At 39.0% G+C, this 15,943-nt stretch carries 14 protein-coding genes and 1 riboswitch; of the genes, 2 read left to right on the forward strand and 12 right to left on the reverse strand.

The window, feature by feature from the left end; translation table 11 throughout:
- Positions 1-211 precede the first annotated feature (211 nt).
- The 5 genes from AB3217_RS07795 to AB3217_RS07815 form a co-directional block, all read right to left on the reverse strand.
- Positions 212-844: a deoxynucleoside kinase gene (locus AB3217_RS07795; RefSeq protein WP_057782438.1), complete on the reverse strand. Its 633-nt coding sequence runs from the start codon at positions 842-844 to the stop codon at positions 212-214.
- Between the two features lie 129 nt (positions 845-973).
- Positions 974-2,443 carry an amino acid permease gene (locus tag AB3217_RS07800; RefSeq protein WP_057782436.1) on the reverse strand — a complete coding sequence of 490 codons (1,470 nt, stop codon included), beginning with the start codon at positions 2,441-2,443 and terminating at the stop codon, positions 974-976.
- Between the two features lie 118 nt (positions 2,444-2,561).
- A riboswitch (Lysine riboswitch) is annotated at positions 2,562-2,747 on the reverse strand.
- 46 nt (positions 2,748-2,793) lie between these two features.
- On the reverse strand, positions 2,794-3,330 hold the full coding sequence (locus tag AB3217_RS07805; protein WP_057782433.1) for an Rrf2 family transcriptional regulator: 537 nt from the start codon (positions 3,328-3,330) through the stop codon (positions 2,794-2,796).
- Positions 3,317-3,877: a GNAT family N-acetyltransferase gene (locus AB3217_RS07810; RefSeq protein ID WP_057782431.1), complete on the reverse strand. Its 561-nt coding sequence runs from the start codon at positions 3,875-3,877 to the stop codon at positions 3,317-3,319. The genes AB3217_RS07805 and AB3217_RS07810 overlap by 14 nt, the downstream gene beginning before the upstream one ends.
- 658 nt (positions 3,878-4,535) lie before the next feature.
- Positions 4,536-7,091 (reverse strand): TIM-barrel domain-containing protein, encoded by a 2,556-nt coding sequence (locus AB3217_RS07815; RefSeq protein WP_367365929.1) that lies wholly within the window; start codon positions 7,089-7,091, stop codon positions 4,536-4,538.
- 340 nt (positions 7,092-7,431) lie between these two features.
- Between AB3217_RS07815 and AB3217_RS07820 the strand changes: the two genes are divergently transcribed.
- Positions 7,432-8,547: an LCP family protein gene (locus AB3217_RS07820; RefSeq protein ID WP_084254238.1), complete on the forward strand. Its 1,116-nt coding sequence runs from the start codon at positions 7,432-7,434 to the stop codon at positions 8,545-8,547.
- A 56-nt stretch (positions 8,548-8,603) separates the two neighbouring features.
- Here AB3217_RS07820 and AB3217_RS07825 read toward each other — a convergent pair whose 3' ends face one another.
- From AB3217_RS07825 to AB3217_RS07845, 5 genes are all read right to left on the reverse strand, one after another.
- A complete protein-coding gene (locus AB3217_RS07825) occupies positions 8,604-10,022 on the reverse strand; it encodes a GW dipeptide domain-containing protein (protein WP_367365930.1) in 1,419 nt (472 codons plus the stop codon).
- A 104-nt stretch (positions 10,023-10,126) separates the two neighbouring features.
- Entirely contained in the window at positions 10,127-10,579 is a 453-nt protein-coding gene (locus AB3217_RS07830; RefSeq protein WP_057784769.1) for a threonine/serine exporter family protein, read from the reverse strand.
- Positions 10,580-10,593: 14 nt separating this feature from the next.
- Positions 10,594-11,340, reverse strand: coding sequence for a threonine/serine exporter family protein (locus AB3217_RS07835; RefSeq protein ID WP_260267809.1), 747 nt, complete (start codon positions 11,338-11,340; stop codon positions 10,594-10,596).
- 156 nt (positions 11,341-11,496) lie between these two features.
- A complete protein-coding gene (locus AB3217_RS07840; RefSeq protein ID WP_046871276.1) occupies positions 11,497-11,697 on the reverse strand; it encodes a cold-shock protein in 201 nt (66 codons plus the stop codon).
- 294 nt (positions 11,698-11,991) lie between these two features.
- Positions 11,992-12,654, reverse strand: coding sequence for a metal-dependent transcriptional regulator (locus AB3217_RS07845; RefSeq protein ID WP_057784771.1), 663 nt, complete (start codon positions 12,652-12,654; stop codon positions 11,992-11,994).
- Positions 12,655-12,798: 144 nt separating this feature from the next.
- On the opposite strand from AB3217_RS07845, the gene AB3217_RS07850 reads away from it, so the two are divergent.
- Positions 12,799-13,140 (forward strand): hypothetical protein, encoded by a 342-nt coding sequence (locus tag AB3217_RS07850; RefSeq protein WP_068805368.1) that lies wholly within the window; start codon positions 12,799-12,801, stop codon positions 13,138-13,140.
- Between the two features lie 16 nt (positions 13,141-13,156).
- Here AB3217_RS07850 and AB3217_RS07855 read toward each other — a convergent pair whose 3' ends face one another.
- Both AB3217_RS07855 and AB3217_RS07860 read right to left on the reverse strand, forming a co-directional pair.
- Entirely contained in the window at positions 13,157-14,053 is an 897-nt protein-coding gene (locus AB3217_RS07855) for a cation diffusion facilitator family transporter (RefSeq protein WP_367365931.1), read from the reverse strand.
- Between the two features lie 145 nt (positions 14,054-14,198).
- On the reverse strand, positions 14,199-15,761 hold the full coding sequence (locus AB3217_RS07860) for a bifunctional UDP-sugar hydrolase/5'-nucleotidase (RefSeq protein WP_367365932.1): 1,563 nt from the start codon (positions 15,759-15,761) through the stop codon (positions 14,199-14,201).
- Positions 15,762-15,943: the final 182 nt, after the last annotated feature.

Consider the following 15,943-nt stretch of genomic DNA (forward strand, 5'->3'; position numbering starts at 1 on the left):
CTTTTTCGCGGTACCACCCAAGTTTGCTGTTACCAGCACCCTTAATTGGAGTTTAACGACCGCAGCCGTGTGAAATTACTCACCCGTTTTAATCCACCGGAGTTTCGATTGATAGCTTTCACTAACTCTATCTCGCTTTAAATCTACTTTATGTGAATCTACGTTTATTTATTAATAACCTAATCATAACCGAAACTAATCCAATAGACAACTAAATTTCAGCAATTTTTTGATCAATTGTTTGAATTACTTTTTGACGTGCCTGTGGATCTTCCACAAAATCAAACTGATCCCCATCAATTTGAATCTTTGGACTCTCATTATAATTGTCATACCACTCACTATAACGATCATTCAAGTCACGATAATACTCATATAAACTAGGATCATTATCAATCTGTTCATATGAGCGACCACGCTTTTTGATCCGTTCCAACATTGTATCAAACGAAATGTTGATATCAATTAACAAATCAGGATTCTTTTGATAATGAGTTTCTGGAAGTTCTTCCATCATATTTGTTAGTAAAGAGTCATAGATCTGAACTTCGGTGCTTGTTGCCCGACCCAAATCTGCATTCAGATGGAATAGAAGTGAATCTTCATAAATAGAACGATCCATCACACTATTTTTGGTTTGAAAAGCTTCTTTAATACCATCTAAACGGCGATTCAGAAAATAAATCTGAAGAAGAAAAGCATAGCGTTTAGGATCTTTATAAAAGAGTGGCAAAATCTTATTATCATCCACCGATTCATAAAATGCTTTTGTACCTAAATGTTGTGACAAAATTTCTGTTAACGTTGTTTTTCCTGCGCCGATTGGGCCTGACAATGCAATCATTCGAAGTTCCCCTTTATTCCTGTTTTAATACTATATATTGTAGCATGAATCTAAGCTAAAACAACATGTAGATTAAAACTTCTTTTCTCAAAAACAGTCTGTTTTATTGCAGCGCCTTACATTATACACTTATTTTTCAGCTTTTCGAGCCTTTAAAATAAAATCAGGTTGTGTTAAATCAACTTCGTCCAACGAAATAACATGAGTATGATATTTAATTTTATAATACGTATATAAAATGATAAAAATCGGGACACTCATGTAACTGATCCCAATTGCTTCCCAGTTAAACGTGGCAAACGAATGGATATCTTGACCGGCAATAACGAGTAGACACAGTACAAACGCAAAAATCGGCCCAAATGGGAACCATTTTGCATGGTAGCGTAATTCTTCGACTTTGTGTCCTTGTTTGACGAATGCCCTGCGAAAACGGAAATGAGAAATAGCAATCCCTAACCAAGCAATAAAACCAGTCAGCCCACTTGCAGCGACCAGCCACATATAGATTTCAGGACCCGCAATACTAGAAATAAATGTTAAAGCTCCCACGATCGTTGTGCCAATCAACGCCATCAAAGGAATTCCTCGTTTAGTAGTCAAACTAAATGTCTTGGGGGCGTATCCTTGTAATGCCAACGAATAAAGCATTCGGGTTGAAGCATACATACCAGAATTAGCCGATGAAATCACCGACGTCAAAATCACGGCATTCATAATGCTAGCTGCCCCAGCCAACCCAGCCCGACGGAACACTAAAGTAAACGGACTAATTTTGACATCACTTGCAGAAGAACCTAATAAATCAGGACTAGTGTATGGGATGATACAAGCAATGACAAAAATAGCTAAAATATAGAATAACAAAATTCGCCAAAAGACTTGATTAATTGCCTTGGGAACACTCTTCTCAGGAGTTTCGGACTCCCCAGCTGTAATCCCAATCAATTCAGTTCCCTGAAATGAAAATCCCGCAACTACAAAAACGCTCAGAATCATTGGAATTCCGCCGACAAATGGTGCTTTCTTATAGGTAAAGTTATTTAGATAAGTGGCATGACCACCCATGATGCCAAAAATTACAGCGACACCAATAACTAAGAAAATAATTACCGTGACAACCTTAATCAACGCCATCCAGTACTCAGTCTCGCCAAACGCTTTTACCGTTAAAGCATTAATTGCAAAAATTAAGATCAGCGCCACTGTACTCCAAACCCAGCCAGGTACGTTGGGTAACCAAAATTTCATAACAATGGAAACTGTACTGATATCAACAGCTAAGGTAATTGCCCAGTTAAACCAGTAATTCCAACCCATCGCAAATCCTAAAGCTGGATCCACATACTTTGTTGAATAGGTTGCAAACGAACCAGAAACTGGCATGTAAGTAGCCATTTCCCCCAAACTCGTCATCAAGAAATACACCATGATTCCCATTGCCACGTACGCAATCAGTGCACCAGCCGGACCAGCCTCTGAAATTGCTGACCCACTGGCCACAAATAATCCAGTTCCTATACTTCCTCCAAGTGCGATCATGGAGATATGCCGTGTCTTCAAAGATCGATCAATTGAATGATTCTCTTCCTCTGCCATAAAACTACTTCCTCCTTAAAATTCGAATTAAAAAGGCAATCTTATTTTTAACCAATAAAAAAAGCCTTTTTGCATAACAAATCGCCATACAAAAAGACTTACTAAATTTCTCAGTCAAATCGTAGATAGCGCCCCGTGATGTGTTTGAATGCATCACGACAGTCCCTGATTTATTAAACCAGAGCCCAACTCTAAGTTGAAAAAGCAACTTAAAATTTCGGCCAAACACCCTTTTGCAGCTTGTCTACAATGCTTTTTCATCTACAAGCTGTGACTGATGAGTTTGGCAACCTCTTCTTTCGATATGAATCAATTATATACAAGCTCAGTGTATCTGACAACACCAAGTGTTAATCATTCGTTAATTTTGTGCCCTGAATTTTCTCGTTTAACTTTTGAAACTGGGCATGTAACTCATTGTCAGAACCGTTCCAATCAATTCCCGGAACTGCAGGTTCACCCATAATTTTAACGAGCACATCATTCAAACTTTGATGTTTAAGATAGTCGCGCCACAAATCATCCGCCTGTTGAAATGTATCGTTTAATACATTCTTACCCCGTTCGGCAATCGGATGGGCCTCAGAAAACACATTTTCAATAAAGCCCATATCTGGATAAGTTTTAATGGGTCCTTCACTCGCTTCAACAATGTCTAGTAATGAAATTTCACTTGGCTTTTTGGCTAGTCGAAACCCACCATTATTTCCCGGAATTGAGGTAACCAAACCGGCAACAACCAGCTTACGCATAATTTTTCGCAAATAAGTCTCTGATCCTGTTAATCGATCGTGAATTACCGCCGTCGTCAACGGAATTGAGCGATCTTGTGTACACAGTAACGCAATAATACATGCTGCTTGTTCAAATCCTTTAGTGAGTTGCATAATGACCACCTTCTATAAATGCTTGCGCCGTTAATTGATAAAAATTTTCTTGTCGTGAAACCGGATTTAACACACTTGCCGGTAAAGTATGTTCACCGACTTTTTTAAAACTAAGATGTTCCAAAATAGCCGCGGATCGCTTATTTTCAGCATAGGTACTCGCCAATACGACATATGCATAGTTTTCATGAAAACTATGATTTAAAATTGATTGAACGGCTTCTGTCATATAGCCGTAACCCCAAAAATCTTGATTCACCATGTAACCTAATTCCAGTTTTAAAGGATCCCGTTCATGATTGTCACCTACCACTGGATAAAGTCCAATGCTACCGATAACTTCTGAAGTTTGCTTTAATGTCATAGCCCAAATGTTGGGTTGCATAAGTTGCTGTAAAAAATAATCACTTTCAAACGCATTTGTAGCCACGCGAAAACTAGCCATCTCCGCAATTTCTTTGTTTTCAACGATGGCACGCAATCCTGTTAAATCAGCCGGCACAAATGGTCGCAGTTTTAGCCTTGTGGTATAAATTTTTTTATTCACAGCTATCCCCGTTCATTACTTTCAACGTGTGATGTTAATATAAATTAACACATCAAAACGATCTACGTATAAGAATACCAGAATTTGTTCTCATAATGTACTTTTTTTGTCCAGTTTCAAAATGTTTCGTTGCTAACTTACTGCCACCCTTATCATACCGCACAACTAAACTAACGCGTGAAATTTTATCCGCCAGTTCCAATCAAAAAAAGAACCAGAAGTCATTTCACTTCCAGTTCTGCATCAATCAATATTTAAAAATCTCAAGGTGAAACTACAAAACTTATCTTGTTGCTTGATACGAAACCGTTCATGACAGCAAAATTAGATAAAATGCCGTCTTCCAGCAAATTTGGGCTGGGAACGTAGTGCGAGTTCTTGCGGCCGAGTTTGCCACAAGAATCGACATCGACTGGAGCAAGAAAGATTTTCGGAACGAAAATCATCATTACTAGGCGGAATAGTGGGCACGACTTGGAGCCGCAAGCCACGTCTCCAAGCTCGGCCTTTATCTAAGCGAAAACCGATAAGATAAACGACACTACTGAGCCCAGTTGCTTCCAGACTAAGTCTAATCTTTGCAATCAACACACTGATATAATAATTTTGATACTTTCAATCTTTAGTTAAAAATCGTTTAACAACTCAACAGCATAACTCAAAGCACAACTCGTATCGTTTGCTCCATTTTCACTGAAACCTTTTTGAGTGACACAACTAAGAAATTACCTTGATTAATCTCAGTTCGCGCAAAATCACTTTTTTCTTCACTAGGCATTGTAAACTTTTCAAGCATACGTGGTCCGTAATGATAGTCGGCATCTGCCAACCGTTTTCCATTCACCCACACTTCTGTGGGTTCACTGGCTAAAAATAGTGATACGTTATATTGGCGTGACATAGTTGACCCAGCAAATGTACCTTTGGCCGCCGCAATTATTAGCTTCACTGTCGACAACGTCGTTTGTTGAGAAATTTTTGTTATTTGCCGTTCTCCGTGCAAATAGTTTGTCGTTTTCCCATCATCTTCGTAAAGCACAAAAGTAGAATACCCACCCGGATAGATCAGTAATTCAACCTGACTTTTATCAATTTCATCGGGATGCTCCGTCGCATTAGCTAATGGTAAGATAGCTCCTGCTTTGACAAAAAGAGGCAATTTCCACAAAGGCGCCTCAAAATCACTAATTGTTTGACCGCCTTCGTAAGCATCCCCACTGAAAAAATCATACCAAGTGGTTTTGGCATCTGGGAGGTAAAGGCTAGCGCGTAAGTCCGTGCCATCAACTTGCAGCTGATAATTTTCAAAAATTGGCGCAATTAATAATGAATTTCCGCACAAAAACTGTTGATTAAGGCTGCCGCCGTACGTGAAGTCACTTGCTTCTAGCCAAAACGTGGGTCGGACGATAGGTGCCCCATTAGTCCGTGCTTCAAATGCCAAGCTATACAAATAAGGTAAAAGCCTAGTTTTTAGTTTTAAATAAAACCGATTAATCGCAAGAAAGTTGGCACCAAACTGACTTCCCAGATCCTTGGCCCGACTGCCCCAACCGTCCATCACAAGTTGTAAGGGAGTAAATGACTTCCACTGCAAATCTCTAGTTTGAATGACTGGATTGTCGCCGCTATAAATACCATCAATATCTGAGCCAATATTGGAATTTCCAGACAATCCGGCACTCAGGTAAGTGGGTATTTGAAAACGAATATTTTGCCAATCTGATCCTGCTTGATCGCCAGTCCAAACACTCGCAAAGCGTTGGGTACCTGCCCAGCCATCGACCGTCAAAATGAACGGTCGTTTTTTATGGACAGCAGTTAATGTTTGGGCAGCCTTAGCGATTCCATTTAACCCAAATGTGTACCCAGCCCCAACCCAAGCCACATCTGTTTTAATTGCAGAAATCCCGCCGACTTTGGCTTCGGCTGCCAAATTACGTTCACCTTTTTGAATGTTCTGTGCATTTGGGGGTACCAACTGTTCCTGCGTCCATAGGCCAGTGGCTACTCCATGTTCATGCGCATATTTTGAAAACTGGCTTAAGTTTTGTAAGTCTCCCGCAAAACTATCGGTCTGCCCATAACCAGCTCCGTAACCGTCATTTGGTAAAAACCACCCCAGTGGCAGTTGTTTTTGATGATACCGATCAATAATGGCACGCGCAGAAAATTGATAATTCTTATTCTCGCCATTTAATGACTCCCAAACTCCTGAAACAGGATCTCCTTGTTCATCAACGGTTGTAAACGAAACATGTCCTGTTCCGTAAACATTAGGAACCATTGTTTGACCTTCAAAACTAATTTTTCCAGGACGCTCCGTATTAAACGACTTCGGATTGAGTGGTTGATATTCTTTATAAGTTTTCCCATCCGGAAACTGAATAGCGCCATCACTGTCTGGACTTACTGGAAACCAATAGTCACGGTTATATGCGTTTAAATGGGCAGGATAAAAACTGTAGAGTGGATTGAGCGGTAGCAGTCCTGTTAACTTGTGATAGCCATGAATTAATTTTGCTGGTGTTTCCCCAAGAATTACAAAATAATCGAGTTGCGGATCTTCATGTGTCAATTGAATAAACCGGGGATCGCTAAAATCATAACGCCCTTTTGTAAAAGTATTAAAAAGAATGCCATAACCACTTGTCGTAAAGAAAAATGGCTCTGGGGAAGTCACCCCACCATCAGTCCAGCGATTTGTGTTTTCAATTGCAATTTCTTTACCTTTCAAAGAATACTTCCCATTTTGCATCCCTCCGCCAAAATAATAAGTTTCTGGTGTGCTGGGTAACCGCAAGCTTAAATGAGTCTTTTCTTTATTACGAGTAGGCATCCGATTTTGTTTAAAATAGACTTTTCCCGTTTCGTCATTAATAGTGAAATGCCCAGAGGTCTGATCAAACTCAAGATGAAACTGGTCAGTGTTCAATCCAGTTTTCGAAGATTCTCCATGTGCTGTCAAAAAATCTTGGGTCAATAAAGGAGTTCCCACCTTTTGAGCACCACTGCCACTGGCAACTGTTTCATCGCCTAAAGTCGGGATATCCACCGCTTTGGGAATTGTCGCTTGTCCATTAAAATTTCCTGTCGAATTGACCATGACCCGCACAATGTTTGCCTGCACAAAAAACAGTTGTCCCTTCAAACCATCTTTTGTTGTAAATTTGATTTTTCGATGCGCGTTTTTAAAATTTGTAAGTTGATCCATATGATCGCTTCCTCTCAGCGACAAGTTTTTAATTGTGCTTATGAATTATATTGACCATTATACCTATTTAGTCGGCAAAGAAGTACCTTGAATTAAAGAAAGATGATAGTTCTTTTCATTCGTTAATTTTTGATGGACAAAGAATATTTTCAAAACCCACTCAATCGTCCTGAACCTGTTTTATGGGCGAATCAGTCATTTTTGGCACTCTTAATGTGATATAATTTTTATGTTTAAAGAATGTTTTAAATCAATCTAAAAATAAGATTTATTTAACATTAATTCGGTATGCTAAGTTAAGCACCAACTTTAATTAATAATTGCTTCAGGAGGCAAAACAATGAATGAGGACCAAACGCCCAAAAGATCCGACCTGCACAACCATTTTAATGTTCCCCCGACCCGCACTGAGATGCACCAAGACATGGAAGGCCGTGACCCACAGAAACGGCCACGAAAACATAGACGGAGACGCTTTATTATCGCAATTGTGGGAATTTTAGTCATTGTCCTCGGCGTATTTGCTGCCTATAAGTGGTATTCCGCAAAAAAGGCAGCTAATTCTGTTTTCAACAGTGCTAATATTCAAAAGGCTCGGGATGTTTCTTCAGTCATAAAAAAAGGTAAACCAATTTCAATCCTCCTTCTTGGAACTGATACTGGTGCCTTAGGTCGGAACTATCGTGGTCGGACTGATACCATCATTATTGCCACCCTAAATCCTAAAAAGAAAAAAATGACACTGACGAGTATTCCGCGTGATACTGCCCTTTCAATTCCGGGTTACACACAATACGCGCCTTCCAAATTAAATGCGGCTTATTCATTTGGCGGTGCGGGTACCAGCATTAAATCAATTCAGCAGTTATTAGATGTCCCAATTGATTTCTATGGTTTAATTAACATGGGCGGTCTTGAAAAAATTGTGAACGGTGTTGGAGGTGTCACGATTACCCCGACTCTCACCTTTAAGTATGGCGCTGCCAATGTTGTCAAAGGTAAAAAGATCCGACTTGCCGGTAAAGCTGCATTAGACTATTCGCGGATGCGTGATGATGATCCTCAAGGAGATTATGGTCGTCAAAAACGGCAACGACAGGTATTAATGGCAATTCTGCGTAAGAGTGATTCTTTAACCACTTTACTTAGTCAAAGCTTTTTAACTTCCATCAAAAAGCAAACACAAACTGATTTAACTTTCGATGAGATTGTGGCACTTTCCACAAAGTACCGTGTCGCTACTCATCATTTGAAATCAACTCATTTGCAAGGAACGACGCAATTAATCAACGGTCAAGATTATGAGGTTGCGAGCCAAACTGAAATGCAACGGGTTACAAACTTTATTCGAAAAGGATTAGATCTCGGACATAAATCAACTGGAACATCTAATCTAACAAGTGTGACAACCGGAACTGGTTATTCAGATACAACGCAATCTAACGGACAATATTAAATCAAACAAAAAAATACCTTCGTAGGATTTTAATCCCAGCGAAGGTATTTTTAATTTTAACTTAACGCACTTCCATAAATCCAACCAATCTTCTTACCACCGTAATAACAACGGTAATAAGGTGTTTTCACGTCGTCACGATAAGCAATATTGTCAATTTTCACTACTTTACCTGCGTAAGTTTTGCCATAGTTCAGGCGTTTGACCGTATACTTACTTGCTGTGACGTGATTTAAAAAGTCGTGGCCGGGAACTTTTTTGACCGTCATTTTCGAATTGATCGTTTTGTAGGTTACGCGAACACCAAGTGCTCCACCGTAAATCCAGCCGATCCGTTTGCCTTGGTAGGCACAACGATAATAAGGAACTTTGGTGCCATCTCGATACGCGATGTTATCAACCTGAACTGTTTTACCCGCATAGGTTTTCCCATAATGCAATCGTTTGTTTGTATACATACTGCTGGTAACATGATTATAAAAATCATGGCCAGGGGTAACTTTCACATCCATTGTTTTTGTGGTTGCCGTGTAGGTCACGTGTTTAGCAAGTCCACCACCGTAAATCCAACCAATCAATTTACCGTTATAATATGCACGATAGTAAAGTGTCCCGGTACCACTACGTTTTCCAGTGCAATCAATTTGAACGGTCTTTCCTGCGTACGTTTTGCCATAATTTACTCGTTTGGTGGTGTAATTGCTCTTAGGCACATGATTATAGAAATCATAACCCGGAACCGTTTTAACATCCATGGTCAAGCTGGTATTCGTATATTTCACACTTAAATGTTGCAGACTTGTGTAATAGCTCTTGACCAGTTGATAAAACTCGGCCATTGTGTATCCCTGACCGAAGTATGTTTTACCCGTTTTTAAATAGTACCCATATGGATCAGTATGGGTAGAACCACCAAAGTGTAAAGCAACAGCTTTGTGTGACCAAACTGTCCCTTTATAATCATAACAAGCATCATTTGGCGTTAGCTTATATTTATTTAGCAAATATGCTGTATACCACGCCGCATTAGCCATTTCACGGGCAAATGCCTTCTTAGAATGAACCTCAATTTGCTCAAACTGAACAAATTTTCCGTTTCCAGGATAACCAACTCCCCAAGATAAGTAGTTGGTATTCGCAATATTAATAATATGATCCGCATCCACAAAACTGTGGACAAAAGCGTCATTATAGTGTGCTTTCATATATGCAATTTCATTGTAAATTGTAGAACTGGGATTAGCGGTTTCATGAACCACAACCCCTTCAGGCTTCCCATAGCCCTTGTTATAATTATAATGTGGAAATCCACTCCAAATAGAAGTCGTAATTCCTACCGGTTTAATTTTGATTGCTGTAATGTAGCTGTTTACTGACTGTGCCTTAGCCGAAATGCCCCCCATTAACAGACTAAGCAATAAACCCAATGTCATCAAACAACCTGCTATAACTTTATTTCTTTGTGTATCCTTCAAAAATATTCCTCCAATGTCTCCCCTGTGTCCCATTAACTACTATGTATACTTTCATACTAACATTTTTAGACTCCTAATCAGATATCATCATTTTTACAGTTTTATTACATTCCCCTCGATGCGCGTTTTAAAAGAAGCTTTTTCCACAATTTATTCAATAATTCGGCAATTAGGAAGCCAATCGCAATCGAACCCGTAATTTCAATCACTTCCGTCAAAAATCGCATGCCTTGAGCCGCGTTTCCTAACGCAATGTTACGGACCATTTGATAAGCTTGTCCGCCGGGCACTAAGGGAACCAAACTCGGGATATTAAAGATCAACATGGGCATTTTCATTCTTCGCGCCGCAATGTCACTCAAAATTCCGATCGCCACGGATGCTAACAAATTGGTCAGCGCAATCCCAAAATTGAGGTTGATCAGGGCCCAATAAATAAACCAGGTAACGGTGCCAATTGAACCGGCAATAAGCAACGCACGATGCGGAATATTAATAATAATGCCAAAGCCGACCGTGGCAATAAACGCAAAACACAACTTAATTATCATAATCATCAGTGAGTTTCTCCTTAAAAGAATCTAAATACAAAGGCAATGCCAAAGCCAATTGCAGATGCCGTCAGCAAGGCCTCTATTCCCCGTGCTGGGCCGCTTACAAAATGTCCGTTTAAAATATCACGCACCGCGTTTGTTAACGGCACACCAGGCACCAGTGGCATTACAGCACCAATGATAATGTTATCTACCGAATGACCTAATCCCATTCGAACCGTCAACACCGCCATAAACCCAATTAAAAGCGATGAAACAAATTCACTGATAAATTTAATATCCAATGTTTTATTAATCGCATAGTAAATCGCAAACCCAATAGCTCCAATGATTGAGGTAACGCCAATATCATAAAAATTATTACAAAAAATCGTCATTAATGGTCCACTGACCAGCGCAGCACCCAACACCTGTAACCAAAACGGAAAGTATGGCACAGCTTCATCAACAATTTTTAGCTGATCGAAGAATTCAGTTAACGTAATTTTTTTAACCGCATAATCTCTTGAAAGTCGATTAACCCAACTCACTTTTTCTAAATCAATGTTTCGGCGACTAACACTTTCAACCTGAGCATTCTTTTGGTCCGGAATCGACATGATAATTCCTGTCACAGTCGAAAACACCTGTGCGTCTGGATAACCCGAATTTGTGGCAATCCGCATAATCGTATCTTCTGCACGAGCCATTTCTGAACCATTTTCAATCATAATTCTTCCTGCCAATAAACAGGTATCTAATACCAAATCGGTTTCTTTCACCATTGTCACCCCGTTGATTAATTAAAGTCTATTATGCCATAGCCCCACCAACAAAACGACCAGAAATTAAACATTTATTCAAGTTAGAGCGTTAAATAAAAAAAGACATAAAAAAAGCCAGGAACCGAAATTCCTGACTTGATAAATTCTAATTTTAAATTAGTCTTTGTTTACGTTAACTGCTTGTGGTCCACGGTCACTTTCTTCTACATCGAAAGTAACTGCTTGGCCTTCTTCAAGAGTCTTGAAGCCGTCGCCTTGGATAGCTGAGAAATGTACGAATACATCGCTACCGTTTTCGCGAGTAATAAAACCAAAACCTTTGTCTGCGTTAAACCATTTAACTGTACCATGTTCCATAATAGAAAATCCTCCTGAGTGCTTTTTGCACTAAATATTTTAATACTTGATCCGGTGCAAATTGGGGATATTTCTTTATGAAACGATCTTACCAAAATTACCTAACCAAAATACAATGTAATTGTACCATATCAATTTAGAAAAAGATACCCACTTTTAAAATTAAGTCCTTATTTATTTAATTTCTTAATTTTCAATTGGCTATCAATCTCCGTATGGCTATCATAACAGCTTTTTAACTGACATACAACTTTCGGTTGATTTTCGTGAATCACAAAAGCCAGTTTAGAAAAATTAGTCATCCTGAACAAAAACATAATGGGCAGCTTTATAACTGATTTGTCGTTCATCAACTTTTGATTCATTATCAATCAGTTTAACAGTCGTTGCACCCTCAAACGGCGCGTGGTGAATCACTTGAATCTTATCACCAATATCTAAATCAATCTCATCCAAATAATTTAAAAGTTCACGATTATCAATAAACCTATCAACTACCACCGTACTGCCTTCTTTAACATCTGCTAACAAAGTATGACTATCTTCTTGATAGTTCCCTTCCTTATCAGGAATTACTCCACCATGCGGACAGTGTGTTGGGTAACCTAAAAATTGATCAAGAGAATCCAACAATTTTTCACTTGTCACATGTTCTAATACTTCTGCATCATCATCCACTTCAGATAACTTGTAGGATAATTTCTCAACTAAGAAAGTTTCCCACATACGATGCTTACGGACCATAATTTCAGCAATTTGAATACCTTTGTCAGTTAACGAAATTCCAGAGTAAGGCGTGTGTTTTGCCAAACCTTCCTCAACTAACTTCGTAATCATCTCAGTTACTGAACCGGCTGCAATGTTCAGACCCATTGCAATTTGCTTATTTGATATTTTCTTTGATTTTCCGCCTAGCTCAAAAATAATTTTAAGATAGTCTTCCTTCATCGGGGTCAATCTATTCACCTCATTTTGTTAATACTACTTTTATAACTCATTTGAATCAGAAATACAACTAAGGTACCCCAAACTTTAATTTTACACTTTTAATAGTTAAGGTCTATACTTAAGACGTAATAAGTTAAGTTAGGAAGGGCTGTTATGAGTAATTTAGTTTCCATCACGCAATTAGATTCGGATAATCAGGCTAAAGCCGTCCGATCTTTTGCACAGTTTTACATTCGACTCTATAAAGCCGAAAGTCTCGAAATTATTTCGTCGTTTGTTCCCGCAGGTTATCTTAGCGATATTAACGCTTTTATCGCCCGAAATCGTTATTTAACCCATGCCAATTTGTTGGATTTAAGCCTAGCCACTTCCAGTAACGACTACATTCAGGTCATGGAGCATCTTGATCAAAAGTATAATCTTACCGGAACTCCTGAGATTCCTTGGGATACTTGGTTTATCTCCCATCACAAACAGCTTGTGAGCGAAAGTTAAGCCTCACTAACTGGCATTAAATATCATGCCGATCACGCGTAAATAGTTCATTACTTTTTCCACGAAAAACTTCAGCTTGTAAAGTCACGTGATCTACGTGATATTTTTTTTGCAATAAATTCTCTAAATGCCGATAAACAGGCTCAACATCACTCAATAATTGATCGTTCAAATTAATATGTGCAGAAAACATAATCCGGTTTTCATCAATTTGCCAAGCATGAATGTGATGCACATTGACAACCCCGGGCTCTTGCAACATATCGTGCTTCATAGCTTCAAAATCTAGATTGGGCGCACCTTGCATCAAAATATTAATTGCTTCTTTTAAAACAGGCCAAGTTTCCCACATAATGTAGACTGAAATTAAAATTGTCACAATCGGATCAACAATATCAATGTGCCAAACCTGAATAATAATGGCTCCAATCACAATTCCAAATGATGACAATGCATCGCTTAAAATGTGGAGATAGGTCGCTTTTATGTTTAGACTTCCCTTTGCACCGCTACTCAACAGCAATGCTGAAATAAAGTTAGCCAGTGTTCCGACAATCGCCACAATCAACATGTTCCCCCCATTTACCGGCTCGGGGTTCAAAATTCGCCGTACACTTTCAATAATCAGGAAAAAAGAAACGACAATTAAAAATACGGAATTCATAAATGCAGAAATAATTTCTGCCCGGCGATACCCGAATGTTTTGGACATATTTGAATTTTTAAGGCCAATTCGACTTGCAACATACGCCAAAACGACGGATGCAGAATCGCCCAGGTTATGAAATGCATCTGACAATAAAGCTAGACTACCTGACAAAACACCACCAAAAAGTTCGACCACTGTGATTAAAGCATTTAAAACGGTCACAAGTAAGAAACGCATCCCACTCATTTTCGAATTCTTATGCATCTGTATCTCCCCCTCCGTGCTAATTATCAACTAAAATAAATCACTACGCAAGCCTTGGTCAGCTTCCAAACAACTTAGATTTCGAGGACGTTGATTCAAGTTACAAAAAAAGCCAGAAAATTCACTTTTCTAGCTTATACGTTCTTTATTTAATGATTTTAAAATTGCTGTTCACAGACGCCGTAATCACGGGATGTTTCTGTAAATAGTCGGCAATTAACTCTGACATAGCCTCCGTATTTTCACGAATTATCTTACCTTCAGAAAACATAGGATAGTGTCCACCACCAACCGCTCGATATTTATTAAGCACAATTTCGAACGAATCATTTGGCGCAATCACATGTCCCTTGTTCATCAGCCGAACCACACGTTTGCCAACTGGCTTTGAAATGTCTAATGTGTAATCAATGCCTTCGTACATATCGTAATTGTAATGACGTTTTTTGGGTGATAAATAGCGGGGATTCACAATTAATTTACCCTGTTGATTAATCATGAAATACTTGGCACTCACTTCCAGAGCTGCCCGCAGATCCGCGCCCGAAACTCGTAAAACAGCTAGAGAATTCGGATAAACATAATTGGTAACTACCTCACGCATGGTGATTTGTTCATCAAAACCAGTCGCTTCATTGTTAAAGAGCGCGGTAGCGGAAATAGAAGTCCCTGTGGCCGCCATTTGCACCTTTTGGATAAATTCAATAAACGCCGATTCCTCAACTCTAGCTTTAAAAGGATCCGTAATCTTCATATCTCCTTGAACTTTTCCCAATGGTTGATCCAACCATGACTGTGTATCGGACTCTACATCCGTCATGATTGCCTTTATTTTTTTATGTAATGGAGATTTTCCCGTTGAAATCAGTTCTGAACTGGCCCCAACGACCATATGCTTTTGCTGCGGATCGATCTTCAACGTAATTTTACCAACTGCTGCACCGCGATGCCCTGCTTGAACAACTGGGATACCAAACAACTTGGTTGCAATTAATCGATGCTGATGTGCAGAAACTAAGGCGTCAATGCCCTTAACTGTTTTCAACAATTCATAACCTACATTTTTGCCACGTAACGATTCCGTTTCTTGACCAGATTTTAAATCACGTTCAAAACCACCATGATACACAACAATAATGACATCAACTTTTTTTCTTAACTCTTCAACATAATGTCTGGCAGTTTTTAAAACTTTTTTAAATTGTAGTCCCTTAATATGAACTGGATCTTCCCAAAATGGAATATAAGCCGTCGTTAACCCCAGCACAGCGATGCGCACGCCTTGTTTATCAAAAATTCGATAAGCACCGTTCGCAATTGATTTTTTTTGCTGATCCAAAATATTCGCAGATAAAACTGGATAATCCGTGCTTTTAATCGCTTTTTTTAAATAATCCAATCCATAATTAAATTCGTGATTACCCAACACTCCCACATCATAACCAATGGCATTATAGGCCCTTAGCAAACGTTGTGGTGCAGGTGGCGTACTAAATTTAGCCAGGTATTCAGTCAGTGGGGATCCTTCCAAAACATCCCCCGCGTCAACAGTTAAAACGGGTCCTGTCGCATTTTTGCATTCGTTTTCAATAACTTGCGCAGCCTTCAAGAGACCAAAGGGTAAGTTCAAATGACGTTTTACAAAATTGGTAGGATAGACAAATCCATGCACGTCACTCGTTGAAAGAATCGTTAAATTAAATGTCAAGATTTCACCTCCCACAAAACTTTTTGATACTGTCGATTTTACCACAATCCTATCTAATCGTGACGATTAATTACAACGTATTTGAATAGGTTGAAGGTTGAGTTGATAAATTATTCCTATTTTTTAATAAAAACGGCAAAATTACGCGTTTTTTTGATTGACCAATTTCTTGTAACTTTATA

The organism is Pediococcus parvulus (assembly GCF_964063155.1).
Taxonomy (GTDB): domain Bacteria; phylum Bacillota; class Bacilli; order Lactobacillales; family Lactobacillaceae; genus Pediococcus; species Pediococcus parvulus.

Bases quoted from the DNA above. Each gene is read 5' to 3' on its own strand.
- AB3217_RS07800 (WP_057782436.1), bottom strand. From the start codon at position 2,443: ATGGCAGAGGAAGAGAATCATTCAATTGATCGATCTTTGAAGACACGG.
- AB3217_RS07805 (WP_057782433.1), bottom strand. From the start codon at position 3,330: ATGCAACTCACTAAAGGATTTGAACAAGCAGCATGTATTATTGCGTTA.
- AB3217_RS07795 (WP_057782438.1), bottom strand. From the start codon at position 844: ATGATTGCATTGTCAGGCCCAATCGGCGCAGGAAAAACAACGTTAACA.
- AB3217_RS07830 (WP_057784769.1), bottom strand. From the start codon at position 10,579: ATGATTATGATAATTAAGTTGTGTTTTGCGTTTATTGCCACGGTCGGC.
- AB3217_RS07840 (WP_046871276.1), bottom strand. From the start codon at position 11,697: ATGGAACATGGTACAGTTAAATGGTTTAACGCAGACAAAGGTTTTGGT.
- AB3217_RS07835 (WP_260267809.1), bottom strand. From the start codon at position 11,340: ATGGTGAAAGAAACCGATTTGGTATTAGATACCTGTTTATTGGCAGGA.
- AB3217_RS07850 (WP_068805368.1), top strand. From the start codon at position 12,799: ATGAGTAATTTAGTTTCCATCACGCAATTAGATTCGGATAATCAGGCT.
- AB3217_RS07815 (WP_367365929.1), bottom strand. From the start codon at position 7,091: ATGGATCAACTTACAAATTTTAAAAACGCGCATCGAAAAATCAAATTT.
- AB3217_RS07820 (WP_084254238.1), top strand. From the start codon at position 7,432: ATGAATGAGGACCAAACGCCCAAAAGATCCGACCTGCACAACCATTTT.
- AB3217_RS07855 (WP_367365931.1), bottom strand. From the start codon at position 14,053: ATGCATAAGAATTCGAAAATGAGTGGGATGCGTTTCTTACTTGTGACC.